Source organism: Olsenella sp. An188 (assembly GCF_002160255.1).
Taxonomy (GTDB): domain Bacteria; phylum Actinomycetota; class Coriobacteriia; order Coriobacteriales; family Atopobiaceae; genus Thermophilibacter; species Thermophilibacter avistercoris.
On the sequence record NZ_NFKF01000001.1, the window covers coordinates 277914 to 304356 of the forward strand.

A 26443-nucleotide genomic window follows, 5' to 3' on the forward strand; every position below is an offset into this window, starting at 1 on the left:
CGCTCCGGACGCGAGTCAATCTGAAAGAGAAGGTGGCACCCCGCCCGGCAGCAGGCGATATCTGGAGAAGCGGGGTGCCATTTTGCCTATCTCCCCCGAACTGCACGCCCTATTGCTTTTGCCAGCTCCCTACGCCGAGATCCCTGCGGAAATACCGGATCAAGGATCTTTCTAACTGGACTATCCTCAGAAACGGCGCGAGCCGGCGCAGCACACAATGGAGTCGGTTTTGTATCCGATGAAAGCATACCGACGAGCTCCTCGTAAAATGGGGTCTGACGAGCGTAGCCCCAATATCGGACCGCCTCATCGCAGTTGGCCATCTTCCAAGGCTTCTCATAGCCGGCGTAATGGACAATCTTGGGATTCTCTCTTGAGGCGAGAAACGCGTCGTACGAGTCAGACGGAGCAAGCGAGAAGAGCCTGCCGATTCTGCCGTCACAGTCAATCATAACGTTCCAAGAGTAGTCAAGGTAGCTCACGCGCCCCTGACAGTGGGAGTTGAGGACATCCTGGTCATCATAGATGTACTCGGAGCCCGAGACAGCCTCAAGCCACTCTTGGACCGAGCAGAGCTTTCTAAGCTCGCGCGTATTCAGCAGAAGTACCCCTGCCTGGAAATACCCCCAAGGATCTTTGAGTCCAAGGACCTCTTCGCTGTACCGCAGGCGCTCGCCGTCTTTCATGCTTAGATTCCCGAGGTAATCAATATCGTGAGCTGCAGCCAGAAGATCATTGCCCAAGTCAGTGGAATAGAGCTCGGACACATCGCCCTCGATAATGAGGTCGGCATCGAGGTAGAGCACCTTGTCATAGAAGGGGAGAATCTCCTGGATGAGGAACCTGTAGTAGGTCTCCACGCCAATGTGCTCGTTGTTTGTTTTAAGGTCGTAACCAGCCACCAAGGGCGCAACGTCGTAGAAGCGAAGAGAGAGATTCTTATACCTAGAAAAAAAGCGCTGCATGATGGCCTTGCGGTCAGAGCCAATGCCTCGCTCAAGGATGAGGACGTCGTAGTGGTACCTGTCCGAGGCGTTGGCCATCACCGACTGCAAGGTTGTGGTGAGCATGGGAACGTACGAGTTGTCTGCAGCAAGCACAATCGGAACAATGGGGAGCCCAGAACGCGGAAAGATTGGGTCCACCTTGTAGATTCGCTCGGGGTTGATGAAGTGTACGCACTGGAGCTGCTTCGTCTTCCAGCCAGACCGAATCCGCATGTGATGGTTGTAATAAATGTTAAGAAGACGCTCTGCCAGGTGGCCCGGGGTTCTTCTCGCCTCACGACTATAGAGGCTCATGTCGGACTCTTCCATGAAACGTTCTAGAATCGAGAAAAGCCAGGAGCAGTAGTCTTGGAAGATGTCCTTCCGCATGATGAACATGTTGCAGAAGCAGCTCTTGTTCCCATGGAGGAACTCGTCGGCATCTTTGACGTAGTCCGGATACATCTCTCCGAGAATGCGCATGCAGAGCTCAAGATCCTCTATGTGCAGCTGGGGTGCATTGTTGTAGTGCTCCCAGGGGGTTGAGTAATCCTCGGGGAATTCCCTCAGGTCCTTGAACTCTGTTGTGATGACGTCATAACTGCGCACGGCCTCGGCAATCCTCTTGTCGTCAAGACAAAACTCTTGCTGGGCCTTGGACCCGATGCGATCATACATAATCTCGCCGAAATCGTTTTCTGCGTGGCGAACCTCGTTGAAGTCAAAGTAGCGGCGATAGTGGCAAAATCCATAGTACTCGGCATCAACGTTCTTCCAGGCCCAGTACTGAGTGGTGAGCTCGCAGTACATGGGGTTGAGCTCAGAGATATTCTCTCCATCGCAATCGCGCAGGGCATGGCCGATGGGAGCGGAAGCTCGGACGGCACCCACCTGAACCGGCTGGAGGATGTCGCTCTGGAACAGCTCGACATCTTTGTGCGTAGAAACAAAGATTCGGATGGTCTGGTCCTTATAGGTCGACCACCGCTCCGTCCGGCGGCAAATCTCCCCAAGGTGCTGAGACGCCTCGAGCTTCATCGACTGATAGCGGTTGCTCTCCACCACCCCCTGGTGAAGGCGCTTCGCCGAGTCAAACCAGTCCTGCAGCGGAGAAGCGCCGTCAAGAGTTCCACCCGAGCACCAGAGCGCGTAGGCGTCATCGCGTACGAAACGCATCAGTTCGATGGAAAGTGCATCCGCCCCGATAATGCTTGCTAGGTCGTTAAGGACGGCAAGCTTGTCTTGGTCCGAAAGGCGGATATGCCAGTCGTTCATGAGGAGTTCGACGAGTTTGTCCGCAGACCCATTGCAGGATTCAGACATCCAGGCACGTGGGGCAGCATACTGTCGGATAGCGTCTATGCATGCCTGGAAATCACGGGCGCTGTTGAGAAACTTCTCTTGAGACATTTTTTTATTCCCATTAATACCACGCCCATAGAAGTAATCGAGAGCAGTGACGTCGTTACACGTTAGCTGAGAACAAGCTAGGCTGGCGATTACAAAGAACTCGTACCCATCCTGAGCCCGGCCCAGCCTGTCTTTTGTCATTCTTGCAAAGGAATCCTTAAGAAGCGAGCTGGAATATACGCGTTGAGTGACACGCCAGTCCTGCAAAAACCCCTTCTCCGCCGAGCACGCATAGTCAAGAATCTCATGGCCGTGCAGAACTCCGCAATCTAGGTTGATGTAATCCTCGAATGCCGTCCGCTCATCTTCACTGACATCAACACCTATTACGTTAATCCCATAGTGAAAAACGTCGTGTTCCGGATTGGTCGAAATAACCTCATGCAATCGCTCGAGCGCTGTGGGAGGAAGCTTATCGTCCGCATCAAGAAGATAGATGAATTCACCCGTTGCCACCTCAACGCCGCTCATGCGAGCACGGTGGGTTCCCTCATTGATAGTTTTATCAATCAGAATAAAGCGAGGGTCCCCCTGGGCATAATCACGAACAATAGCGCTTGAACAATCCGGGCTGCCGTCCACGACAACGACAGCCTCCCAATCCCGGAATGACTGGGACTGAATGCTGTCAAGACAGTCTGGAAGATATGCCTCATTCTTGTAGGCGGGAACCACAATTGAAAAGAAGGGCATGAAAATCCTTTCGGCAGCTTTGAACCCCATTATTGTAGATAATTCTACAAGAGAAAAACCTCGGACTAGCGCGAACAGGTTTTTGTCCCTTGACTCAGATTCCCATATATCAGAAGGCAAACATCAGCACTCCTCATAAGATATAGTCCATGTATTGGGCTGCGGTACAATACGATATGAATACGATTGCCTCCAACCACGGGCCCGCTGCACGCAGATTCTGTCCTCTTTTCATACGTAGGTAACGTCACGGTGCTAAGCAAGCAGGCTATTGAGGCACGGACTGCTACTCATACCCGACTTCATAGATCGAGTACCCCCCGTATGTCCTCAAAAGACTAAACTCGATTCCGCAATCATTGCTGTTTAGATAATTCAAATCGCCTTGCGTCAACACGTAGCCAACGTTTAGCTCTTTCAGATAGCTGACTGGCAGCGTAACTGATATGACATCAGTTCCAGAGAGCTCGATTGAGGGCTCGGCATTTTCAGCGATTGTCAGCGTTATCCGTGGATGAGAGAACCTATTATAGATTTCCTGATTTCTTGCCTCAGGATCGAGCGTCTCCCAAAACTCAAAGTTTGGATAATACTGGGTTGAATTGATTGTTGAAGCTCCAGCAAAGGCAGCAATGTTTTCCGCCCAATCAGTTTGGGTGATCCATTTCTTGTCGGACTCTTGCGCCAGCTCTCGTATATCTCTGATGAGAACGTTATCCTCAACAACAGAAACCCCAACTTGAACCGGATTGACAAGAACGCCAGAAAAGAGCGCAATCGCTATCGAGACGATAGCCATGCCCAAAGCAGAGCGAACAAAAAAGAAGTAAGCGAAACATAGGCAGAATGAGAACGCGATTACAATCTTGACAAAGTCATAGTAGCCAGGCTCGGCAACATAATTCAACAGTGAAAAGACGCCTGCAAGTACAGCGCTGAGGCAAAGTGCTCTTCTCGCGGATTCAATTTCAAACAAAGAGAGCGCTTTGACCATGAGAAGCAAATCTATCAGTTCAATTACAACCGCAGTTCGTTCCGGAATTGTAAAGCTCATCAAAGTCACACGTGCAACAATCTCCGGTAATCCAAAAAGGAAATAAACCGAATAGAACGCCTCAACGGCAAATAGAGCGATGAGCGTCGGGTCGAAACGCCTCTTTTTTACAACCAAATAGGCAGCAAGCAGCATGCCCGTTGGGTATAGACACATAATTGACGAGATGCTGTCAGGACGATCTGTCGACAACCCCTCAACTGAAATCGGGGTGAATAGGCTTGTCAGCGATCTAAATAGATACGCTGGATCCCCTCCTCCAAAATCTGTTCTCGCCCCAGGATATGAAGTTGAGGACAGCAGCGCCATCGCATCGCTTGACAGCGACACAATATGCATGCCAAGAATAACAAGCATGAGAATTCCAGGAACACAGCACAGTAGCTGCTTTCTCGGAGAGAAGCACATCTCCGATTTGTGCTGCACTAGATAGGCAACTCCTAAGCAAAGGAAAAGCAGGGCATAAGGTACTATCCAGGCCGGATACAGCGTAGCAACAAGAGCGCCAAGGAGCCAGAAGAACGTAGCCGACCAACCCATCCAGCCAGCCGTGCTTCGAGATGAAAAGAAACGCACGCCCACAAGATACAAAGCTTCTGAATAAATGAGGATATCAGCCGAGCCCCACCAGCAGACCGCCGAGCTGAATGTGACCAGCGTAGCAATTGGGAATGCAAGCTTCTTTTTTTCGCCCATAAGGCGGAGCGCAACTTCAAATGTTAATAGAAAGAGCGCTACGCAACGTGCGCTCCAATAAAAGGCAAGCCCCCTCGACAATCCGAATAAAATATAACCCCATGAAAACGGCCTGATGATCGCCGCCAAATCGAACACCGGTATTCCCGAGACAAACATGTCGGTCTGGGTTCCACGAAAGACGGTTCCGAAATAGGGGAGATATCCAGAGGGGTCATTAAACTGCGCGAACACCTCTGCCATTGTTGTTGCAAATTCGTCAGTTCGAAACCACCTTGGAGTGCCCAGCACCAAGCCGTCAGAAGAGGCATCCGGAAGAGTCTTTGACCACATCCCGATTGACGAACCTGAGATTTCAAATAGTGTACATAAAACGACAACTATGATTCCGATAACAACGCGCCGCCTGTATAGAATGGGCACAATTTTATCCGCGTACCTCACGAAGCAGTATGTGGCGACCACCGAAAGAACGAACACGAGAAGTCCAGCCACCAGATACTTCCAACTTGAGAGCATCGAAATAATGCAGCTCTCTAGGTCCCCACCCGTTATGAACTGGAGTGTAAGGCCGCGATACAAAACTAGAAATACTAATACTACGACAGCGACAGCCAAACTCGTACATATGGAAGCAGCTCGACCCGGGCCTTTGGCATCTTTACAGAAGCTCATAAATGACATACCGCCTGTCCGATCTTATAACTAGCCAACTTGTTTATTGTTCCACTGTGTGGGGAGTATAGGCAAAACATAACCATTGCTCAATCGACCTCGCTTGCCATCTTCTCCACCATCTTCATCGAAGCTAACTATATACTGTCAGAGTGTATGTCATTCGACCGGGAGGGGTCATGAACCCTACTGTTTCTGTCATAATTCCCGTATATAATGCTTCGCGCTTTATATATCGCTGTCTCGACAGTGTCCTTGCTCAGACAATTAAGGACATTGAATTAGTTTGTGTTAATGATAAGAGTACTGACAATTCATTTGAAATCCTGACCCAGTATGCTGCTGACAATCCCGGCCGCATCACTGTCATTAACAACACGTCAAATATCGGCGGAGGACGGTCGCGCGAAAAAGCGCTGAGAGTCGCGCAAGGTACTTTCGTCACCTTTTTGGACAGCGATGACTATTTTGCCCCAGACTTTGTGGAAACATACCTTCGGGCCATGCATGAAAGTAGCGTGGATGTTGTCGTTGGAGGATTCACCAAAGACTATGGAAATCGACTTGTCAAAGTTCCTGCAACAAGCGGTCCATGGTGTCTCACAACATATTCGATTTCCTGTGCAAAGATGTACAGGAAAGACTTCTTGATTGAAAACGACATCCAATACAGCCCGATTAAATGCGGTGAGGATATCTATTTCGGTCTTGACTTGTTTATTCACAAGGCAAGATATAGGACTATTAATTACACTGGATATCATTATTTCTTTAATGAGCAGTCCACAACAAACACCATGACTGCAGACCGGAACATGGAAAGGAACGTCTCCGACATCTTTCGGCATTTTCTTGCCGCACACCACCTCGAATCTCTTTCCGAGGCAGATCAAGATGTAGTTGAATACACCTATCTTGCAAACATGATTAATGCACTCGTTGTCTACGACAGGGGCTGTGGAATTCGTTCAATGCGAGAAAGAGTTAATTTCTTCATATCAGACCTAAAAGAGCAATTTCCAAATTATAGAAGCAACGAGCACGTTGGTCTGACTAGGCCACAGGGCCAATCTGCGCGAATTCGAATGGCTGTCGGCACACTAATGGGGCTACATAAATTTGGCCTTGACCGACCGCTGTATTATCTTGTCTCTCTCCTGTAGCGAGCAACTTCTACAACGAATTACTTCGCTGACTTGAGGAATACACTTTTACCAAAACATGCGCAATCCACTTTGGCCAAAAGAGGGAAAACATGAAGAAATCTTCCCTACTTCTTGTATCATCTCGAATTAGCGCCGTTGTCTCTGAGCCCTCATGAACGCGATGCGACATGCAGATTGCTGGATCATAGAGAAAAGCGCCCGGAAGTCTAGAAATCCTCTCCCATGCCTGCCAGTCAAGGTCACACTTCAAATCATCCGTAAAGATAGGCGTGGACAGATTAGGTCGAACAAAGGTGACCGACGGGCAGCAAATGGGAGATCCCAGCGAAAGAATCCTTCTACGGACAAATCTCGACCTTCTCAGAGTATTTACCCTAAGCGGAAGCAGCATTGATCTCTTAACACGAAGCAAGCTATTATTATCAACCTCTTCGCCATTTCGCAGCTCAGAGTAATTGCAGAAATAGATGAGGGACTTTTCATCCGAGTTGACCAGGCCGAGCATCCGGTCGACATATTGCGGCTTATACACATCATCCTGATGAGCAATGGTCACAAGAGGCGTCTTAGCCATCTCGAGCCCAAAGCTCCAATCCCTAGCAATGCCACTCTTGTGGTCTCCAACATATAGAGGAACATTGAAGCGGTTGCAGACTGATTCGATATGCTCATTCGGCGTGGAGGTTACCACTATGACGGAGCTCTGCCTGGTCTGGGATAGCAATGAGCCAATGCACTCGTTCAGGTACGGGCTCTTCTTGTATGCGCAGACAACGAATGTGTGGTCATGCGTCCCATACCGTACCGAAGACATCTCATTTGCCCCTGTTCATGAATCAGCTCAAGAATATAGGTCGACTTTATTATTGCCTAGCAAAGCCCATCTTTACAGCTTTTTCCTGAATCTCCAGGTAGACATATTGCCATGGAGAGAGCATGGAATAACCTTGGTTGGAACAGAGCCGTTCGAAGGTGAGAAATGAACTTGCAGCAAACCAAGACTGAGCTTGGGCTCAAGGAGAATATCTTCTGGAATACAGTAGGGTCTGTCTTCTATCAAGGGTGTATGTGGCTACTCACAGTTCTTGTTGTGCGTCTCAGCACTGATTACCAAAACTCAGGGATGCTTGCTTTCGCGATGTCCGTGGGCAACATATATTTTGTTATGGGAACCTATAATATGAGGACATTTCAAGTGTCCGATGTGAATGGGTCTTATAGCACAAGAAACTATGTCGCACTTAGATTCATCACCGTTTTTGGCTCGTATGCCCTCTGTCTGATATATTCAGCCCTCATCTCGCCTAGCCTGCAAACGCTACTCACAGTGATTGTCTTTTTGCTGTTCAAAGCAGACGAAGCTTTCTCCAACGTACTCTACGGAGTAGATCAAGTACACATGCGGCTGGACTATGTTGGAAAATCTCAGCTTGTCAGGGGCATCCTGTGCGTTACGCTCTTTTCGCTTGGAATGATCCTGTTTGATAGCCTGCCCGCTTCACTGCTCCTCATGTTTGCCGGCTGCCTTGCAATAACCATTATCTACGACGTGCAGAAGGCACGGTTGCTGTCCGGCTCCCTTGCCCCAAGCATCACTCGAGAGCAGTGCACAACACTTTTGCGACAGTGCTTTCCAGCTGCCCTCGGTATCCTGATTGGCAACTTTATCATGTCCTCCGCACGCCAATACTTTGGAGTTGCCTATGGAGAGTCCCCACTGGGGATATACGCTTCGGTTGCAACCCCATGCGTAATCATCCAAGTTTTAGCGCAGAATCTGTACACCCCCATGCTGGGTTCCATCGCAAATGAATACAAGACCGGAGAGGTACACAAGGCCCAACGCTCCGCCCTGAAGCTCCTCATTCTCGTTTTGGGAGTTGCTCTTGTTCTTTCTGCCATCTTGCTATTCGTAGGAGAACCGTTGCTCACAGCGCTGTACGGCGAATCCATCAAGCCGTACGTTGGGGTGCTCCCACTTGCTCTCGTCGTCACAGCTGGTGCCGCAGAAACGATTCTGCTCTCCGACTTACTTATCGTCTTCAATGGACTGAAACTTACGCTCGCCATGAACATAATTGCCTTTCTTGCGAACTTGGCACTTATAGTTCCCTGTACGGCAATCTGGTATATGAACGGAATTAACATCTCGCTTATTGGAGCCTACTCAGCTGCAATAGTTTTCGGCGTTGCGTCAGTCCTGAGAGCCAAATAGCGCACGATCTCGACGTTTGATGCCCCGTCTGCGGAAATGAAGCATGCGCGTCATTTCCGCAGACGGAACGCATATTCAGTGCTTTGGATTGATGGATCAGACGGGCGTATCTAGTCGATAAAGCTAGCTCTCAAACTCGGTCCTCTCAAGCTCTTTCTCGAGAAGCGCAAGTCGTTGGGTGAGGTTCTTGTTCGCAACCACCGCCCTGCTCACGGCAACACTCAGAGACAGGGTTATTGCAAGCAGCAAGCCAATGGCAACGAGGAAGATGAAGTTGGACGGAGAGATGAACCCAATAAGGTCGGCTGCCCAATACATGATTTCCGGAAACGCATCACAGACTAGAACGACAAGACACAGCAGAATCCAGAGCAGCGAATACTTCAACAAAAGCTTGTCCTGAGAGACAAGCTTGAGTACGCACATGAGAAAGACAAGGTCAGCGATCGCAACAAGTATCCTCATGATGACCGTCACATCCATAGCCGCCTATCCCCTCTTATGCGACCAGCAGGTTATCCAAATGGCAAGAGAGACTTTAATCATGTAGTAGATTGATGACAACCCACCGATCGAAGACCTGCCTCCCTGACGTTCAAGCATGGACACAGGCGCTTCCCTGACGGAAAGTCCCGCCCTTATCGCATGGGCAATTGAGTCAGGCTCGGGATAATCCATGGGATAGCTCTTGCAGAAAAGCTCGATCGCCCTACGGCCACAGGCCCTGAAACCCGACGTCGGATCGGTCAGGCGCCTACCAGTGAAAAGCTTAATCCAGAAGGAAAGCCACGTAATTCCCACTCGCCTCATGAAGGTCGACTGAAAACCTTCAGTCTCCTCAAGGAACCTAGAGCCAATGGCCAGGTCCGCACCATCCTCAATGAGCTCAACTAGTTTAGGGATGAAGGTGGGGTCATGCTGTCCATCACCGTCGACCTGAACATCAACGTCGTAATCAAAGCGTCTTGCATACTTATGCCCAGCCTGAACAGCGCCCCCGATACCCAAGTTCTGAGGGAGATCAAGAACGTTGAGGTTGTGCTCGCGACAAATTGCGAGGGTGTCGTCTGTCGAACCATCGTTAACTATCACGTAGTCGAGACCACAGGCGCAAATCTTCTCAACTGTAGCCAAGATGGCATCCTGCTCGTTGTAGGCGGGAACGATCACCAGAACGCGCAGGCTCTTTGAGTTTTTCTCGACACAGTCAGGCATCTGGCAGACAGCTCCAATAGTCGGCTACGTAGGCAGCCCACATACTAGCAGACAAGCTCCAAGAAAAGTGACAGCCCTCCCCGCCCCCTACGTGTTCTCGTAGAACTCCACGGCATCGTCGATTCCGCCGGAGAAGAGCGTCTTTCCGTGGGACAGCACGATGCCGCGACTGCAGAACTGCTTCGCCTGCGACGTCGAGTGCGTCACAAAGAGCACAGTGACGCCCTCCTTCTCCATGATTGAGCTCACGCGCTTGCGGCACTTCGCGGCGAACTTGCGGTCGCCCACGGAGAGCGCCTCGTCCACCACCAGGATGTCCGGCCGGATGGACGACGCAAAGGCAAACCCGAGGCGCGCCCGCATGCCGCTCGAGTACGTGCGCATGGGCTGATCGATGTACTTCCCCAGCTCAGAGAACTCGACTATGCCGGGAATGAGCTCCTCGGACTCCCCCTTGGAGAGGCCCCAGAGCTGGCACCGAAGCCGGACGTTCTCCATGCCCGAGAGCCTCATGTCAAAGCCGGCGGAAAGCTCCAGCAGGGCGGAGACGCGCCCATGGACCTCGATGCGCCCCGACGTGGGGAAGCACACGCCCGTGATCATCTTGAGCGCGGTCGACTTGCCGGCGCCGTTGTCGCCCAGCAGCGCGAGCGCCTCGCCGCGCCGGCACTCAAACGTGAGGTCGTCGCTCGCGTTAATAGTGTCGCACTTCACGCGATTGGAGAACGTGGCGAGCAGGCGCTGCCGGTCGTTCTTGTAGAGCTTGTAGGTCTTGCACACGTGATCGAAGCGCACGGCAATCGGGTTGGAGCGGTCCTCGTCGCGCACGACGGAGGCCTCGCCGTAGTCGATAGCCTGCGATGCGACGCTAGAGGACATCGGGCACCTCCTTGTAGAGTCGCTTGAAGTTTCTTAGGGCGAGAAGAACCACCACGGCAAACACGACGAGAAACGGGATGAGCTCGTCGGGGCGCTCCCAGATCCACTCCTTGTAGACGAAGCAGTCGCGCACCGCCTCCACGCACCACGCCACGGGGTTGAACGCCATGACCCTCTGCCCTATCTCTGGCAGCGAGCTCAGCTGGAAAAGGATTCCTGAGAGCCAGAAGAACGGGGTCGAGAGCGTCTTGATGAGGTTCGAGAAGTCCTTCGAGACGGCACCCAGCGGGGACAGCATGATCGACCATGCCACCCAGAACACGAACATGATGACCATAACCAGCGGCAGCTGCAGGAGGTAGCGCGAGAGGTGCACGCCCGTGAGCAGGCAGACGGCAAGGGTGAAGAGCATGGTGCACGCAAAGATGATCATGATCGAGAGCGTGTAGAAGGTGGAGATCACCGAGAGCGGGAACTTGAGGCGGTTCACCAGGTACGGGTAGCGCCGGTAGACGTCACTTCCCGTGTTGATAGCGTCAGACATGAAGAACCACGGGAAGACGCCCGTCGCGAGCCAGAGCAGGAACGGCTGGCCGTTCACGTCGTGCCCACTGCGCATGCCCACAGAGAGCGTGAACCAGTACACGAGGATGTAGACGGCAGGCTTGGTGAACAGCCACACCTTGCCAAGGGCGGCTCCGCGGTACGTCTTGATGAGGTCGATCTTTGCCAGGTCCCAGATCTGATGGCGCCACTGCCAGTTCTCTGACAGAATTTGCTTGAGCGTTGCGAGCACGAAACTGCCTCTCTGCGGACGGATGACACGGCCCTTACATTCTACGTGCCTTCAGCGAGAAGAGCGGCGGAGCACGGTAAAAAAGGAACAAGCAGCATCCGCGAATCGTCCGCTTAGCGAGAACCCCGGAGGCGCCGTCGAACGGCGTAATATGGAGCAGCTGCGTGAACTCGAGATGCTCCGGCGCGATCAGGAGGTCCTTTCTCGCCAGCAAAATGCGTAACCGTCAATCACCGGGAAAGTAAGAACGTCCTTTAGAAAGCCGGTCCGCCTAGCGCAGCCCTCCTTTTCCCACCTACAATCGTGCCCTTCGCCCACGAAAGAGGCCGGTCAAAGTTCCCTCGGAGCGTTCTACAGCCACAGCAAATCGGTCATGATCGACGTCGCCGAGGTGAAGGGCGCCCAGACGCTTGGCGCGCTGTGAGGGAGAGTCGTCCGGAGACAGAATCCCGTCAACCTCGGCCAGGACATCCGCGGCGCTTCTCGATGGCCTGAAGATGTAGTCGCGCTTTCGAAACGTCTCAAAATGCTCCGTACGCTCCGCATCAAACGCGTGCGCAGACTGCTTTGAGAAGAAGACGTCCTCGGAGATCTGACGCGCAGGGTTTCCGGCCCAGCTCGTATTAGACGGAATACGCTTGCCCGCGCACACCGCTCGGGCAGAGACGATGCTCCCCGAGCCCACGACCGTTCCCTTGAGGAGCATTGCCTGCTGGCCGAGCCACACATGGTCCCCCACCACGATGCTCTTGCTCTGATTGATTCTGCGCAGGTCGTGAGCGCTATACACGAGATGCGGGTCGGCCGTCCTCATCCAGACACCAAACGAGATCAGGGCGTCGTCACCGATGAAGATGCTCCTGCGTTCCGACGCAATGGCATGCAGCGGCTCACCGGGATTGATATAGGAGTTTTCACCGAGGAAGAAGGTGGAGTCGTTCCACACAAAGACCTCAGCGCAAATCGAATGCTTCGAAGAGGAGAGATAGACGAGCCCCCCAGAACCGTTGAATACAATCCGGGAATCACGTAGGGTGACGCCCTTCTCGCAGAACAAGACGTTTCCAACCCCATTGAACTCCACGGACGAGCGCGTCATGACAGGCACCTCGCCCATGAACGTGTTGTCTGAGAGAATCCGAAGGTCATCCGGCTTCTGAGCCCTTTCGGACACGCAGCATCACCGCCAAGCTCCCGTCTCAAGATCTGCTTCGCCAGCAGGCTATCGATACAAGTCTGTCACATGATAATATGAGTAAGTTTTAACCGAAGGGAGAAAACAGGCCGTGAGCTTCGCGTCGTTTGCCAAGAGAGTCATCAAGCGCTCCCGTGCGCCCTATGCCGCCTACGTTGCTCAGACCCGAAAGCCAATCCTTCAGAACATGTGCCTCCTAGAAGCCGGCCAAGGTAAGAACATCAATGGCAACATGTTCGCACTTGCGCGTGCCATCGAGACGCTCCCCCAATACGCCCATCTTCGCGCCGCCTTTGTCGTAACCGAGGACACCGAGTCGCAGGCTAGAGACAGGTTCTCCCATTACGGAATCGATGGCGTTGAGCTCGTAGCTAGGAATTCCCTTCGCTACAAGGAGTTGCTCGCACGTGCGCACTATCTCTTCACGGACAACTCGCTGCCCACCTACTTCTTCAAGCGTGACGGGCAGGTCTATGTCAACACCTGGCACGGCACCCCCTCAAGCACCTCGGTCACTCGGACCTTGAGAACGCCATCGCGTCCATGGCAAACGTCCAGAAAAACATGCTTGCGGCCGACTACCTCGTCTTTCCAAACGAACTCACGAAGAGTGTCTTTTGGGATGACTACCAGCTTCGAACGCTCTTCTCGCATCGCGTGCTCATGTGCGACTATCCCCGCAACGATGCGCTTCTCGACCAGGGGGCGGCACAGAGGGTTCGCGAGGCCTACGACTTGGGTGATAAGAACGTCGTCGCCTACATGCCCACATGGCGAGGTGCCAGGCGCTCCGCAGACGTTGAGGGGCAGAAGGCCCAAATCCACGAGCTCCTTAGAGAGATCGACTCCAGGCTTACAGGCCACGACCTCTTCTACGTTAACCTGCATTTTCTCGTGACGGGCGGGATGGACTTCTCCGCCTTCGAGCACGTGCGACCCTTCCCCTCTGAGCTCGAAACCTACGACTTTCTCGCGGCATGCGACACCCTCGTCACCGATTACTCCAGCGTCTTCTTTGACTTTGCCGTAACCAACCGAAAGATCGTCCTGTTCGCCTACGACAAAGACGAGTATCTCAGCACGAAGGGAACCTACCTAGACTACGACGCCCTTCCCTTCCCCATCGCAGAAACGCCCTCCGAGCTCGTCCCGCTCATCTCAACTTCCGAGCACTCCCCCTATAGTGCCTTTCGCGAGGAGTTCTGTCGGCACGCCACCGGACACGCCTGCGAAGACGTGCTTGATGTGGCTCTTGGCGTCGAGGGAGCGCGACTTCAGCCCCTGGACAATCCGAGTGCTCGCGAGCATGTGGGGTACTACGCCTCGAGCACAGGAAACGCCGCCCTGAACGACATAGTCTGCTCTGAGCTCGAGAGACTGCCTGAAAACGATGAGGGCGTGTTCATCTGCGCGGGCAAGTACGGCGACAGTTCGCTGAATCTCCTCAATAACGTCGCTCGAACCATGCCCTATCTCGCTCTTGTTTCGAGTCACGTCCAAACCACCCCTGAGAAGTACGCCCTGTTTCTAGCCTCTCGTTCCAGGCTGGCCCAGCTGCTGTTCTCGCCCCTGCTCCGCGAGCTGGCACATCGTGAGGTCGCCAGGCTTCTGCCAGGAATCAAATTCGGGCGCATCATCGACCTCAACGCAAACGCGTCCTATTTCATGAAGATGCTCTCCTTCTCCTCGATGCAACATGAGGGAATCTTGCGAGACGGCTCGCTGACACGACTTCGGCGCGAGGTCCAAACACGTCGTCTGCTCGGCCGATACCCCACATCTTCTGCCAACGTGGCGTCAGACAGACAGGTGGTCTCCGAGGAAGCCTCCCAGAGCTACTTCACGCCCGGGATGCAAGCGACCCTGCTGACTCGTCACCATAGGAGCGCGGACGACTCCTACCTCATGAGAGGCTTGATCTCCCTTCGCCTCGCACGAGGCGTCGACTTCGGCAACCTTGTCATCGAGTTTGCCGATGGTCGGGGGGTGGGCCATCTTCGCAAGGTTGCCCAACTGGGACATAAAATCCTCTCTAGCTACGAGATTCGGGTCCCCAGATCGATTCTCCCAGACCTGCCCATCCACAATCAAATTTATCTGCGCTGCCACGCTTCCGACGGCATGTCCGGAGGCGTACGCATCCGCTACAACATAAGGGACCGTCACAGAAGCTCAAACCGTGTTTCCGGAATCTGGGTGGACGCAACCCGAGGGACAACCTCGTATTTCAGACAGGCAGCGAAGAACACGCTGTGCTTCAGCACGCGAGATACCGTTTCCATCGACGCCCCAGGCGAGCGACTCAAGATAGCGGTTGCACGCGCCCTTACTCGCGTTGTTCCCATATACAGAAGGACCATCCTGCTTTACGAGAAGAACGCCTCGCGATACGAGGAAAGTGCGTCCGTTGTCTTCGAGCGACTCATTGACGAGGGGCATACGAACGCGCGCTTCATCCTGAGCTCGCATAGTGCGGACTTTGACCTCGTCGACCAAAAGTATCGCCCCTATCTCGTGAGAAAGAACAGCATGCGACACTACATGATGTTCTTCTCGGCCAAGACCTTCATCGGCACCGAGATGTTGGCGCACGCAATCGACCTGCGTCCGGCAAACCGCTGCGTCTCCCGACGCCTGAGCGCAAAGAACATCAACTACGTCTTTCTCCAGCATGGCGTCATGTACATGATCTCCCTCGACAGTGAGTCGCGCACGTTCTTCAAGCCCAAGAAGCTGCGCGGCATCTACCGCATCGTCACCTCAAGCGAGGCGGAGAAGAGTCACTTCGTGGACCGAGGGGGGTATGACCCCTCCACGCTCTATGTGTGCGGTCTCCCCAAGTACGACCGAAACCGCTGGGACGAGGACGCAGACCTCATTGCCATCATGCCCACCTGGCGTCCTTGGGAATACAACTCCGCTCGCGCCCATTTCACCGAGACGAGCTACTACCAGTTCATCGTCACGGCCATCAACGCCGTCCCCGAGCACCTGCGCGAGAAGATCATCGTTCTCCCCCACCCGCTCTTCAAGGAGGCAGCCGAGGGCCAGCACAATCCCCACGAAAGCCTCTTCGAGGATGGGAGCAAGAGCTACGACGCCATCCTTCGCAGGACCCGCCTGCTCATAACTGACTACTCATCCATCGCCTACGACGCCTTCTACCGCGGCGCCAACGTGCTCTTCTTCTGGCAGGACCTCGAAGAGTGCCTTGCGCAGTATGGTGCGGGCACGGAGCTCATGATCGACGATGAGACAGCCTTCGGCAATGTGGTGCGAGACCCCGCCAAGCTCTCGAACGAGGAATTCCTCCGCGCATACGAGGGCCCTCAAAGCGAGGAGCACCTAAGTCGCTATCGTCGCATCGTCAAGTTTCACGATGGGCACAACACGGACCGGCTCATGGAGCTCATGCGCAAGGACGGCCTCATCTAGCCGACAGGGGCTACTTTCCCAGCTGCTCTACGGCCTGCTCCGTTGGAAACACCGTCGACCCCATGAGGAACAGCGTGTCGTCCACCTCATAGCGCTTGAGAAACTCCTCGACGGTGAGGCTAGCGTGGCGCGGATCATATACGTAAACGGTCGCGTAGTTTGCGGCAAAGTACCGGTCGACAACGTTGTCGAACGAGTCGCCGATGATGAGCAGACTTTCCTGCGTTTGCGCGTCTGAGTTCTCGATGCGTATCAGGCCGTAGTCCCCGTGGAAGTACTCAGCGTAGCGGTTGGTAAAGGGGTCCGCCCCCACCTCGCCAAGCTCATAGCTTCCGGACCCATTGAGCACTTCCGAAGCGCGATGCTCTCCGTTGATGGTCACCTCATAGTCAGAGATATCGACCAGGCAATCGACGATGTGGTCCGGTCTATCCGTGAGACACAGGCCCGAACGTGACGTTGAACCGTAGAATGCAACGTTGTCCCAGGTGACACAGTCCACAACCTGCGCCGGCTCGGCACCGGGCATCATCGCGTCAAGCATCTTCGCGTACTCTTCGTACGCGGCCGCGCCATTCCAGTGGTGGTCCGTCCTGAAGAACGCCTCCGCCAAGGCGTCCGTATCCACGAACGATCCCTCGATGCAGGTAATTTGGTCGCCAAGAAGGTCAAAGAAGTGCTCGTCGAGAAACTCAGTGTCCACCGAGGGACCCATGAGATCGTGGGTGGGGCTTCTCGTCGACGAGCTCATGCGGTCGACCTCGTAGAAGTAGCAGCTGAGCTCTGGATGGCGCTCCGCGAACGAGCGGTATGCCTCAGCGGCCCGCTCGTAGGTCTGTACCTGTTCGGCGTTTGCCGGATCAAGAATCTGAATCACCTCATCGCGCGGCGCGTCATACGCGTAGTCGGACCCGTAGAAGGTTGGGTAGACGTCGTAGCCAAACGCCGCAGCGGAAATCCCGATGAGGGAGCGCTGCCACGCCGCGTTGGCAAGAAGTACCCCATCCCTTGCCGGAAAGCGATCGGCCACGAAGCTCTCGACGCCTTCCTGAAACTCCCCCGACTCAAACGACGCAAGCGTCGGCTCCGGGAAGCTGGCGTACGTCTTCCCTTCTAGATACGAGCGGTTCTTCTCGAGCCCCAGCTCCTCGGGAACAGGCACATCAAGTTTGTCGAGGCACCACGCAATTCCAAAGGAGCCTATAACGAGCGCAAAGAAGATCAGGTAGGCAATCTGCCAGGTCCTTCTCATCACTCCCCCTAGAACCCAAAGTAGATGAGCGGGCTGAAGGACCCCGCAACGACGGACATGATGGACAGGGCCATGAGGACGAGCAACACAAGGTCACAGGCTACGCAGAGGATGCGCCAGAGCGCGATGCGCCCACCCTTCGACTCAATCACCTCTTCGTAGCCGGAGCAGTCGCAGAGCAGCTCCGAGCCAACCTCCTTGTAGCCTACCCCATAGTCATCAGAGGAGCGGGGCCTTCCAGCGCACCATGAGAGAGCGCGCGAGCGGACCCATGGCACCAGCGGCGTGCTCGCAACGACGCACACCACGAGCACGGGGACGTATGCCCACGCCTGAAGCTCCCAGGGCTTGCTCGCGCCAAAGGCGCCGTATGCCCCAAAGAGCGCCGCGAGGTAGGTCCCCAGCTCTCCGAGGTCGGAAATCCAGAAGAGGGCCCAGGAGATCATGAAGACGAAGATCACGTAGAGGTGCCGCAGAGCCCCGGGAAGTCGAGACACGGCAGCTCCCCACACGAACTTCTCGCCGAGAAGGACGATGAGGTAGAAGACGCCCCAGAAGATGAAGTTCCACGCCGCACCGTGCCAGACTCCTGTAAGAATCCAGACCACGGAAAGGTTGAGCACGAGGCGCGCATCGGACACGCGGCTCCCGCCCATGGGGATGTAGATGTAGCGCCGGAAGAAGGTGGAGAGGGAGATGTGCCAGCGACGCCAGAACTCGGTGACTGACTTGGAGATATAGGGGTAGTTAAAGTTCTTGCCAATCTCGAAGCCAAGCATCTTGGAGATGCCGATTGCCATATCCGAGTATCCGGAGAAGTCGAAGTACAGCTGCATCGAGTACGCAAGCAGCCCTGACCACGCGCCGACGGCACCGATGCTCGAGCCGCCTCGAGCGAGCATGTCACTTGCAAGGATGGCAACTACGTTTGAGAGCAGCACCTTCTTCGAGAGACCGATCGCAAAGAGGCGAATTCCTGCGACAAAGCGATCCAGGGTCTCCTTGCGCCCGTCAATTTGAGGGGCAAAGTCCGCATAGCGCACGATTGGCCCGGCCGTCATCGCCGGGAAGAAGGAGGCGTACAGGGCAAGGTCGAGCGGATTGCGCCTCGGCTCCGCGTCCCCTCGATAGACGTCAACGACGTACGTGACGAGCTTGAGCGTGTAGTAGGAGATGCCCAGGGGCATGGGAAGGTCCAGGTTGGGGACGCCCACCCCCAGCAGGCCCGAGAGATTCTCCGCGACAAAGCCCTCGTACTTGTAGAAGGCCAGGATTGCGACGTCCACGACAATGGCGCAGGCAAGCATTGCCTTAGAGCGCGGGAATCTCGCAGAGATGCCACGGGCAAAGGCCCAGTTAACGAGAATCGCCAGTACAAGTAGCCAGAGATACGTTGGGTCGCCCCACGCGTAGAACAAGAGCGAGAGGGCGAGAAGCACGAGATTCTTGACCCGGCGTCCCGGCGAGAGATGGTAGAGCACGAGACTGACGGGCAGAAATGCCAAGATGAATACGGCGCTCGAGAACAGCACGCACGCAGCTCCAATTCCCCGTCGTGACCCTACTCCCTAAGCTCGGCCTTCACGTCGGTCGTGGAGATGCCGTCCGTGCGGTCGAGGAAGACGAGGTCGCAGTAGTCCCTGAGGTAGTCGAAGCGCGGGCTGTCCGCCCAGTCGGCACCCATGACGACCGTGTCGATGTGGTAGGTCTGGATGTCGGAGACCTTCTGCTCCCAGCTCTCCTCGGGAATCACGAGGTCAACGTAGCGGATGGCCTCGAGCATCTCCTTGCGCACCCCGTAGGAGTAGAAGCTCTGCTTGCCCTTCGAGGCGTTGAACTCGTCGGTCGAGAGCGCGACCACGAGGTAGTCGCCCAGCGCGGCCGCACGGCGCAGCAGGCGGATGTGACCGTAGTGCAGCAGGTCGAACGTGCCGTAGGTCAGCACGCGACGAATCCCCTTGTAGTCGTCCCCGGACGAGAAGTGCGCGTTAGGTGCGTCGGACATCCAATGACCCCCTGCTCAAAACCTTATCAAACGATAACATGTTACTGACATGAAGCCGACGTGTTCAAGCCTGGGCCGGCCAGCGGCCCGATCGGAGCGACGGCGGGAGCACGGCCTACGCACCCTGGCCCCACACGCGCTCGATCACGCGCTCCGCAGCGTGGCCGTCGTCCTTGGGGCAGAAGCGCCGCACGTACGCGTCGTAGGCGGCCCCGTAGCGCTCCCAGTACCCGTCGAGGTCACGAAGCTCCCCGACGAGCACGTCGGTCCGCACGCAGCACGGACCGGGAATCTCCGAGAGGTCGAAGTAGAATCCCCGGATGTCGCTCGCGTACTTCTCGTAGTCGGGCGCGAAGAGCATGATCGGGCGACGAAGAATCGCGTAGTCGAACATCACGCTCGAGTAGTCCGTGACCAGCGCGTCGGCAGCGATGTAGAGCTCGTTCACGTCGTCCCACGCGGAGACGTCGACGACAAAGCCCTCGTAGGCGGAGAAGTCAAAGTGGTTGGCGATGTAGTAGTGCGGGCGGAACAGGACCACCCACTCCTCCCCCAGCTCGCGGCGCAGCTCGTCGAAGTCGATGAGGTAGTCAAAGGTGTAGCCCACTCCCGCCTGGTACGAGTCATCCCTCCAGGTGGGCGCGTACAGGAGCACCCTCCGTCCCTCGGGCACGCCGAGCAGCGCGCGCAGCTCGGAGCGCCTGCGCTGGGCGGGGTCTGCGGCGGCGAGCGCGAGCTCGTCGTTTCTGGGGTAGCCCTCCTCGACCACCACCTCACCACGACGCTCCTCGGGCAGGCCGAAGGCGTCCGCGAGGTGGCGCGAGCAGTAGGGCGAGGGCGAAAGCAGGTAGGTCCACTTCCGGGCGTCCATGCCAAAGCGGTCGGCGAGCTCGCTGGTGGTGTTGAGCGCGTTGGTGGTCTCTATCTGGACGTCGTAGCCCAGGCGCTTGAGGGGCGTGCCGTGCCAGCACTGCACGAAGACCTGCCCCTCCTTGGGCGTCACGTACTCGGGAAGGCGCGTGTTGAGCACGAGCACCTTGGCCGTGGCGAGGGCGCGGAAGTAGTCCTCGGACCCCCGCTTCACCACGCTCGTTCGCTCGTTGGCGAGAAGGGCCTCGTCCCGTGCGCGCTCGGCTCGCTCGGCACCCTTGAAGCTCCACACGAAGCGGTAGTCGGCAAAGCGCTCCTGCTCGAGCATCTTCAGGTAGATGGCCCGCGGGGAGCACGAGAAGGACCTCCCTCCGAACGACTCGAAGAACACGAGGCGTCCGTCGACGGGGTTCGCCGCGGCCAGGCGGTCGTACTTGCGCCCCTCGTGTGACCAGTACGCCTTGCGCACGGCCAGGCGCGTCCTCGGCAGGTGACGAAGAATCCCCAGACCCGCGGCGCGCACAAGCCCCCTCACGCGTCCGACGGTCCTCACGCCATCTCCTCCCTCGCCTCGACGCGGGAAAGCCCGCGCTCGAGGACGTCGGAGATCCTCTCGATCGCGCCGACGCCCACGCCCTGCGCGCTTCTCGCCATGAAGGACTCGAAGGCTTCTGCGTCATAGGGAGTCGTCCCCGTCACGACCCCGGCAACCCCGGCGGCGTCGACGAAGGAGATCTCCGGCAGCTCGACGAGCGGGTCCACGTTGAGGCCCGGCGAGAGGCGGTACTCGTCGATGTCAGGGACGAAGAACAGGACCCGGCACCCGGCGAAGCCCGCCTCGAAGGCGACCGTGGAGTAGTCGGTCACCACGAAGTCCGCGAGGTGGAGGAGGTCGATCGTGGCCACGCCGCGCAGGCCGACGACAGGCGTGCCGAGGTCGAACGCCCCCTCGGGCAGGTCGTCGAGCGGGTGGCCGGCCACGAGCAACCTGCTCGAGGTGCCGGCGAGCGCGGAGCACAGCGAGGTGACGGCGTGCTCGAGCCACCGGGAGTCGGCGTTGGCCTTGCGAAACGTCGGGGCGTACACGACGGTGCGCCAGCCGTCGCCCGCTGCGCCCACGCGCGAGAAGGCGGCCTCCGCCGCCCGGCCCGCCCTGGCGAAGCGCCGCGAGCGCGTTGGCTCCAGGTCCGGCGAGAGGAGGTAGTCCACGCGGGGAAGCCCCAGCGGGAGGATCTTCTCGGCGGGGATGTCAAAGGCCTCGGAGAAGGACGCAACGGCGCCCGGGAGACCGGCGACGACGAGGTCGTAGCCCCGGTGCATCCTGAGGGTGCGCGCGGCGCGCGAGGAGCGGCCCGCGGGCGTGTCGAGCGACTGGTACCCGAACCTCTTTATCGCGCCGAGCGCATGCCACACCTGCACCACCACGCAGCGGTGGGCGTACGGGGTCGAGACGGCGGGCACGTAGCCGTCGACGAGGCAGAGCTCGGCGGTGGCGACGTGCCAGATCTGGAAGAGCATCAGCGGGAGGCTCATCTCGCCGATGGACGTCACGCACGACCAGACGATCCTGCGGTCGGGAAACCGGCGCGCGAGCTCGGGCTCGAGAAGGACGAAGTCGAGCGGCCGGGCCGACTGCCGGGAGAGCAGGACGATCTTGCGCTGCTGGGGAAACAGGGAGCAGAGGCGAAACACCAGGCGCATCAGACATGCGACCAGCTCCATTGCGCCCCTCTCGCCCTCGACTTCCGTGACCACAGAAGTTTAAGGCTTTCTTACTGCTCCCTAACACTCCCATGACAAAAAAGTCAGAAAGCGGGGCAAAAGACGTACCTCCCCTACGAGAAGAGCTCGGCGTCGAGCGCGGCGAGCTCGGCGGGAGGCTCGGCGGGGTCGCAGCCGAAGGACTCGGCCACGGCGCGCGCCTGAAGGCGGCGGAGGCCGGCCGTGTCCTCGTCGCCGGCGCGGTCGTAGACCGTCGCGAGGCGGTCGAGCGCGTAGCACACGTACGAGGCCACGCTGTCACCCATCCCGGAGAGCACCATCATCGTGACGAGCGAGTCGGGCGAGAGGGCCAGCGCGGTCTGCGGGTCGAGCTCCAGGAGCTCCGCGACCTGACGCTCCACGTCCGCGCGGGCTCCGTCCTCGCCGGCGAGCGCCCTCCTGAGCGCGTCCGAGACGCCGCCCACGAACTCGTCGATGATCTCCAGGATGTAGTCCCTCTGCAGCATGCGCGCTCCTCTCGACGTCCGCAGACAAGCATAGCGCTCCGTCGCGCCCGGGGCGCGGCAGACGTGACGGGAGCGGGGTTTGCTACGCAGTCGACTGGCGGTCAAACTGGCGAGAAGTACGGTCCGCCTGTTCCTTACCTGCGAAAACGTGACCATTCGAACATTTATTAGCCAACCGACTGCGGGTCCAAGGGTGTCGCGCCCGGCGGGTGGCCCTATTCCACCGACTTCAGGCTCTCCACCATGCTCACGCGGTCGAGCTTGCGGCGCATCGCGAGCATGACGAGCCCCGCGAAGACGAGCGTCAGCGCGAAGGCGTAGGCGTAGCTCGCCGGGTGAATCTGGCGCCCGAACATCACGAGGTCGACCTCGGCCGTCACCACGACGAAGCCCTCGAGCCACGTTCCGAGCGCGAGGCCGGCAACGTCGCCGATCAGGGCCAAGATCAAGATCTCGCGGAAGATGTAGGCGTAGACCTCGCCCCTCCTGAAGCCGAGCACCTTGAGCGTGGCGATCTCGCGCACGCGCTCGCTGACGTTGATGTTGGTCAGGTTGTAGAGCACGATGAACGCGAGCGCGGCGGCAGAGACGATGAGGACGGCCACGATCAGGTCCACCGCGGAGAGCATGCTGCGGTACATGTCCACCGTCTCGTCCGTGAAGGTCACCGTGGAGACGAGCCCGGTCGCCTCCAGGCGCTCGGAGAGGGCCTCGCGCGCCGCCGCGTCCGCCCCCACGCTCGCGTAGACCGTCGAGAAGGACGGCTCGGCCGCGCCGGAGACCCCGGCCCGGGAGAGCTCGCCCAGACGTCCCCTGCCGAGGTAGGCCACGTTGCCCACGTAGTTCTCGACGATGCCGGCCACGGTCAGCTCCGCCCCGTCCCCGCTCGCGTTGCCGATGGCGTCCTGCGCGTAGAGCGTCACCGTGTCACCGGGGACCACGCCCAGCTTGCTCGCGGTCTTCTCGGCGAGAAGGACCCCGTCGGCCGGGAGGGGCACCGCCTCCTGCGTCACGCGCTCGCGCAGCGTCACGGCCCGCGCGAGGTCTGACGCGTCCTCCGGGACGACCACCTGCACGGCGAGCGCGCCGTCCGAGGACGCCGACCCCGCCTGGAGGTTCAGCAGCTCGACGTGGGCGAGGTCGGTGGCCCCCGCGGCCCCGAGCTCCGAGGCCACCTCGGAGACGTCTCCCGCCTCGGACCCCTCCCCGAGCGTGACGGTGGCGTTGTAGTGCAGGACCCCTCCGAACTGGTTGTCTATGATGTCCCAGATGGCGTCGTGCAGACCAAAGCCCACGAGCAGCAGGGCCGTGCACCCCGAGATGCCCACGACGGTCATGAACAGGCGCCTCTTGTACCGGAAGAGGTTGCGCGCGGCGACCTTGCGCAGGAAGGACAGGCGGCGCCAGAGCGGCCCGACCCGCTCGAGCAGGATGCGGCGGCCCGCCTTGGGGGCGCGGGGCTGCATGAGCGACGCCGGCGTCTCGCGCACCGCCGAGACCACGGCGGCCCAGGTCGCCACGAGCGTGACGCCCACGCCCAGCCCGCCCGACGAGAGCGCGACCGCCGGGTCCACCGGCAGCGGGAGGGAGGGTAGCGGGACCGCGTAGATGATGCCGTAGGCGGACATAATCACGAGCGGGAGCACCTGCGTGAGCACGAGGGTGCCGAGGGCCGCGCCGGCCGTCGCGGCCGAGGCGGCGTAGGCGAGGTAGCGGCTCGCGATCCTCGCCGTCCCGTACCCGAGCGCCTTGTAGGTGCCGATCTGCCCGCGCTCGTCCTCGACCATGCGCGTCATCGTGGTGAGCGCCACGAGGGCCGCCACCAGGAAGAACATGAAGGGGAAGACCGTCGCGATGGTATCCATGCGCTCGGAGTCCGCCTGGTAGGTCGCCGCGCCCTCGCTCTGCGTGCGGTCGAGCACGTAGAGCTCCCCGGGCTCGATCGCGTCGACCTGGGCCTGCGCCTCGTCGACGCGCGCGGCAGCCTCGTCCAGGCGCGCCTGCGCGTCGGCGCTGGCCGCCTGCCAGGCCGCCTCGCCCTCCTCGAGGGCGGCCTGCGACTCCTCGAGGCGGGCCTCCCCCGACGCGAGCTCCGCCGCGGAGGCGTCGAGGGACGCCTGCGCCTCGGACAGCTGGGACTCCGCCTCAAAGCGGCGCGCCTCGAGCTCCGAGCGTCCCGCGTCGATGTCCGCCTGGGCCTGCGCGGCCTGGGAGCGGGCGGCGTCGTAGGACAGGACGGCGTCGCGCGCCGAGGCGAGCTGGTCCGCCTGCTGGCTCGTCGCGGTGAGTGCCGCCACCCCCTCGTCCAGCTGCGCCGCCTGCGCCCGCGCCGCCTCGAGCTGCGCCCGCTGCTGCTCCGTGATGGTGCCCGCGGCCTCGAGCTGCTCGAGAGGGGCCATGAGGTCCGTGAGCCGGGCGCGGGCGGAGGACGCCTCGTCGAGCGCGGAGGAGAGCGCCGAGCGCGCACCGTCGAGGTCCGACGCCGCAAGGCCCTGCTCACCGAGCGCGGCGAGAAGCTCCGGCACCCCGGCCTCGTATGCGGAGCGCGCCTGCTCGGCCGCGGCCTCCTGCTGGTCGAGCGAGACGACCTGCGCGTCGAGCTCGGCCTGGGCGGCGTCGAGCTGGTCCGCGGCTGCGGAGAGCTGGGCCTGGGCGTCTGCGCGGTGTGCCTCGAGCTGCGCCGCCGCGCCGGCGTAGGCCGTGCGGCCCTCCGCGAGGCGAGCGCGGCTGTCCGCGATCTCCGCGGCAGCGGCGTCGAGTACCGAGCGCGTGTCGGAGAGCTCCGACTCCGCAGCCGTGCGGCTCGCCTCGAGCTCGGCGCGGGCGTCGTCGACCTGTGCCTGGGCCTCGGAGCGCAGATCCTCGGCGCGTGCCGCGGCCAGCGCGCCCGCCTCGCCCTCGAGCGCGGAGCGCACGTCACCCACGACCCGCTCGTACTTCTCGCCGCCGCTCTCGTGCGGGGAGGCGCCGGACACGGTGAGGTAGGCCTCTGTGTAGGGCGCGTCCTCGAAGAACGTCCCCGGGGCAACGAAGGCGTACTGGTCGATCGTCCCGGAGCCGAGCGTCGTTGACCCAAAGCTCACCGTGTAGGGGTACGCGGACGAGCTCACCGTGCCGACCACCGTGAGCTCGTCCACCGCGAGCAGCCCCGATCCACCCGCCTCAGAGAGCACGCCTACGACGTCGCCGGGGCTCGCGGGGAGCGCGGGGTTGTCCGCGGAGACCACGCACTCCCCCGGCGCGCTCGGCCAGCGGCCGCTTCTGAGCTCGAGGCGGTTGACGTCGGGCTCCCCGCCGTGCGCGTACTCCCCGGGCAGCGTCGCGACGCGCACGGCGACCTGCTCCGACCCCACGCGCGCCATCACGTCGACCGAGGTCGACCCGGCCACCGCGCGGACGCCGCCGACCTGCGCCAGGCGCTCGAGGTCCTTCTCGCCCAGACCCTGCGTCGAGACCACGCGCAGGTCCCAGAGCAGGGTGCCGTCGTAGTAGGCGTCCGCGGCGGCGCGCATGTCGGGGCCGCACATGCGCAGGCCCGCGAAGAACCCGCAGCCCAGGGCGACGATTCCCGCGATCGCCAGGAAGCGCCCGAGTGAGGAGCGGACGCTGCGCGCTATCCCCGTCGTGAACGCCCTCATCAGCTCCCCCCTCCCGGCCCCGGAGACCCGACCCG

18 protein-coding genes and 1 pseudogene are annotated in these 26443 nt (G+C 58.7%); 4 read left to right on the forward strand and 15 right to left on the reverse strand.

Translation table 11 applies throughout. The annotated features are described in order from the left end of the window. Positions 1–86: 86 nt before the first annotated feature. Positions 87–3089 (reverse strand): DUF4422 domain-containing protein, encoded by a 3003-nt coding sequence (locus B5F23_RS01320; RefSeq protein ID WP_087350714.1) that lies wholly within the window; start codon positions 3087–3089, stop codon positions 87–89. Positions 3090–3375: 286 nt separating this feature from the next. Beyond that, entirely contained in the window at positions 3376–5334 is a 1959-nt protein-coding gene (locus tag B5F23_RS09505; protein ID WP_143786328.1) for a DUF7657 domain-containing protein, read from the reverse strand. A 359-nt stretch (positions 5335–5693) separates the two neighbouring features. On the opposite strand from B5F23_RS09505, the gene B5F23_RS01325 reads away from it, so the two are divergent. Further along, a complete protein-coding gene (locus B5F23_RS01325) occupies positions 5694–6677 on the forward strand; it encodes a glycosyltransferase family 2 protein (RefSeq protein ID WP_087350716.1) in 984 nt (327 codons plus the stop codon). A 10-nt stretch (positions 6678–6687) separates the two neighbouring features. Here B5F23_RS01325 and B5F23_RS01330 read toward each other — a convergent pair whose 3' ends face one another. Then, on the reverse strand, positions 6688–7494 hold the full coding sequence (locus B5F23_RS01330) for a glycosyltransferase family A protein (RefSeq protein ID WP_087350719.1): 807 nt from the start codon (positions 7492–7494) through the stop codon (positions 6688–6690). Between the two features lie 171 nt (positions 7495–7665). On the opposite strand from B5F23_RS01330, the gene B5F23_RS09510 reads away from it, so the two are divergent. Continuing rightward, positions 7666–8895, forward strand: coding sequence for a lipopolysaccharide biosynthesis protein (locus tag B5F23_RS09510; protein ID WP_143786329.1), 1230 nt, complete (start codon positions 7666–7668; stop codon positions 8893–8895). A gap of 123 nt (positions 8896–9018) precedes the next feature. Here B5F23_RS09510 and B5F23_RS01335 read toward each other — a convergent pair whose 3' ends face one another. The 5 genes from B5F23_RS01335 to B5F23_RS01355 form a co-directional block, all read right to left on the reverse strand. After that, the gene (locus B5F23_RS01335) at positions 9019–9372 is read right to left on the reverse strand and encodes a DUF2304 domain-containing protein (RefSeq protein ID WP_158096089.1); all 354 of its coding nucleotides are present in this window, start codon (positions 9370–9372) and stop codon (positions 9019–9021) included. A gap of 12 nt (positions 9373–9384) precedes the next feature. Next, positions 9385–10110: a glycosyltransferase family 2 protein gene (locus tag B5F23_RS01340; RefSeq protein ID WP_087350725.1), complete on the reverse strand. Its 726-nt coding sequence runs from the start codon at positions 10108–10110 to the stop codon at positions 9385–9387. 87 nt (positions 10111–10197) lie between these two features. After that, entirely contained in the window at positions 10198–10989 is a 792-nt protein-coding gene (locus B5F23_RS01345) for an ABC transporter ATP-binding protein (protein ID WP_087350728.1), read from the reverse strand. Beyond that, on the reverse strand, positions 10979–11785 hold the full coding sequence (locus B5F23_RS01350) for an ABC transporter permease (protein ID WP_087350730.1): 807 nt from the start codon (positions 11783–11785) through the stop codon (positions 10979–10981). The genes B5F23_RS01345 and B5F23_RS01350 overlap by 11 nt, the downstream gene beginning before the upstream one ends. Positions 11786–12080: 295 nt before the next feature. After that, positions 12081–12884, reverse strand: a complete 804-nt coding sequence (locus tag B5F23_RS01355) for an acyltransferase (protein ID WP_158096090.1) — start codon at positions 12882–12884, stop codon at positions 12081–12083. Between the two features lie 283 nt (positions 12885–13167). Here B5F23_RS01355 and B5F23_RS09900 point away from each other — a divergent pair. Then, a pseudogene (locus B5F23_RS09900) lies at positions 13168–14165 on the forward strand (CDP-glycerol glycerophosphotransferase family protein); the annotation flags it as partial. 936 nt (positions 14166–15101) lie between these two features. After that, positions 15102–16415 carry a CDP-glycerol glycerophosphotransferase family protein gene (locus B5F23_RS09905; protein ID WP_241145775.1) on the forward strand — a complete coding sequence of 438 codons (1314 nt, stop codon included), beginning with the start codon at positions 15102–15104 and terminating at the stop codon, positions 16413–16415. Positions 16416–16425: 10 nt separating this feature from the next. Here B5F23_RS09905 and B5F23_RS01370 read toward each other — a convergent pair whose 3' ends face one another. The 7 genes from B5F23_RS01370 to B5F23_RS01400 form a co-directional block, all read right to left on the reverse strand. Next, positions 16426–17667, reverse strand: coding sequence for a DHHW family protein (locus B5F23_RS01370; RefSeq protein WP_087350740.1), 1242 nt, complete (start codon positions 17665–17667; stop codon positions 16426–16428). 8 nt (positions 17668–17675) lie between these two features. After that, entirely contained in the window at positions 17676–18953 is a 1278-nt protein-coding gene (locus B5F23_RS01375; RefSeq protein ID WP_158096091.1) for an MBOAT family O-acyltransferase, read from the reverse strand. 275 nt (positions 18954–19228) lie between these two features. Beyond that, positions 19229–19672 (reverse strand): glycerol-3-phosphate cytidylyltransferase, encoded by a 444-nt coding sequence (tagD, locus tag B5F23_RS01380; protein ID WP_342586912.1) that lies wholly within the window; start codon positions 19670–19672, stop codon positions 19229–19231. A gap of 115 nt (positions 19673–19787) precedes the next feature. Next, on the reverse strand, positions 19788–21095 hold the full coding sequence (locus B5F23_RS01385) for a CDP-glycerol glycerophosphotransferase family protein (RefSeq protein ID WP_087350746.1): 1308 nt from the start codon (positions 21093–21095) through the stop codon (positions 19788–19790). Continuing rightward, a complete protein-coding gene (locus tag B5F23_RS01390; protein ID WP_087350749.1) occupies positions 21092–22264 on the reverse strand; it encodes a CDP-glycerol glycerophosphotransferase family protein in 1173 nt (390 codons plus the stop codon). The genes B5F23_RS01385 and B5F23_RS01390 overlap by 4 nt, the downstream gene beginning before the upstream one ends. 113 nt (positions 22265–22377) lie before the next feature. Continuing rightward, on the reverse strand, positions 22378–22770 hold the full coding sequence (locus B5F23_RS01395) for a hypothetical protein (RefSeq protein WP_087350752.1): 393 nt from the start codon (positions 22768–22770) through the stop codon (positions 22378–22380). A gap of 215 nt (positions 22771–22985) precedes the next feature. Then, positions 22986–26408, reverse strand: a complete 3423-nt coding sequence (locus B5F23_RS01400; RefSeq protein ID WP_087350755.1) for an FtsX-like permease family protein — start codon at positions 26406–26408, stop codon at positions 22986–22988. Between the last annotated feature and the right edge of the window lie 35 nt (positions 26409–26443).